Origin of the sequence: Methylobacterium sp. WL103, assembly GCF_008039885.1 — a bacterium.
GTDB lineage: Bacteria > Pseudomonadota > Alphaproteobacteria > Rhizobiales > Beijerinckiaceae > Methylobacterium > Methylobacterium cerastii.
In genome coordinates, this window is record NZ_VRUX01000826.1 from 1 (window position 1) to 1,479 (window position 1,479).

Here is a 1,479-nt window from a genome sequence, read left to right on the forward strand (position 1 = left end):
CCCCGCCCGCGCTGACGGCGAGGCCCAGGCCGGCGCACGCGCCGTCCGCGTTTCCCGATGGCACGCGGCCTCGAATTCACGGCGATCGGTATAGTTAAGATTTACCACGTCGGGGAAATAGGCAGTCTTACGCCTGTCCTGCGGCCTTTCAGCGGTCGATATTTCTAAAACCGCAAACATCTCAACCTAACGAAAGCATAGGTCGCGATCGTTCAGGGCACTCAACCTGACGGTCGCATCCGCCAGCGGCGTCCCATCGCCGTCCCTCTCCTTCGAGGTCTCGAAGATGCGCGTCGCGGTCGTCCATGATTGGCTCTACGTCGTCGGCGGCGCCGAGAGGGTGCTGCGCGAGATCCTGGCGATCTATCCCGACGCGGACGTCTTCACGCTGTTCGACTTCCTGAGCCCGGCCGACCGCGCCCGGATCGGCCTCGGCGCCACGCAGACGAGCTTCCTGCAGAAGATGCCGTTCGTGCGGACCCGCCACCGGTCGTACCTGCCGCTGATGCCGATCGCCGTCGAGCAGTTCGACCTCTCGGCCTACGACCTCGTCATCTCGAGCAGCTACGCCGTCGCCAAGGGCATCCTGACCGGGCCGAACCAGGTCCACGTCTCCTACATCCATTCGCCCATGCGCTACGCCTGGGACATGCAGCACGACTACCTGCGGGAGAGCGGATACGACCACGGCGTCAAGAGCATGGTCGCCCGCATGATCCTGCACCGGATGCGCCTGTGGGACACCCGCACCGCGAACGGGCCGGACGCGGTGGTGGCCAACTCCGCCTTCGTCGCCCGGCGCATCCGCAAGGTCTACGGCCGCACCGCGGAGGTGATCCATCCGCCGGTGACGCAGTCGGCGACCCGCGCGGACCTGCCGCGGAGCGAACACTTCCTCGTGGCGAGCCGCCTCGTCCCCTACAAGAACGTGCTCGCGGTGGTGCAGGCCTTCGCGCTGATGCCCGACCTCAAGCTCGTCGTCGCGGGGACCGGTCCCGAGGAGGCGCGCCTGCGCGAGGCGGCCGGGCCGAACGTGACATTCGCCGGCTACCTCGCCGACAAGGAGCTCCGCCGGCTCATGATCACGGCGCGCGCCTTCGTGTTCGCGGCGGAGGAGGATTTCGGGATCATCCCGGTCGAGGCGCAGGCCGAGGGCACCCCCGTCCTGGCGCTCGGCCGCGGCGGCGCGCGCGAGACGGTGGCGACGCTGGCGCCCAACCGCTCGGGCATGTTCTTCGCCGAGCCCGAGCCCGCGGCGATCGCGGCCTGCGTCCGCGAGTTCATCGAGCAGGAGGGCACGTTCTCGCGCGCCGCCTGCCGCGCCCAGGCGGCGCAGTTCGCCCCGGAGGTGTTCCGCGCCGAGTTCGCCGGCTTCGTCGACGCGCAGATGGCCCTCCACCACGACCTCGGCGCCGGCCGGGAGCGCTCCGGCCACCGCCTCAAGGCGCTCGCCTGAGGTTCTGGCCCGGGCCCGAGGCC

The 1,479-nt window shown here is 69.6% G+C and carries 1 protein-coding gene; it reads left to right on the forward strand.

Going from position 1 to position 1,479, the window contains the following annotated elements; all coding sequences use genetic code 11:
- The first annotated feature begins 286 nt into the window (after positions 1 to 286).
- Entirely contained in the window at positions 287 to 1,456 is a 1,170-nt protein-coding gene (locus FV222_RS25840) for a glycosyltransferase (RefSeq protein WP_147750525.1), read from the forward strand.
- Positions 1,457 to 1,479 lie beyond the last annotated feature (23 nt).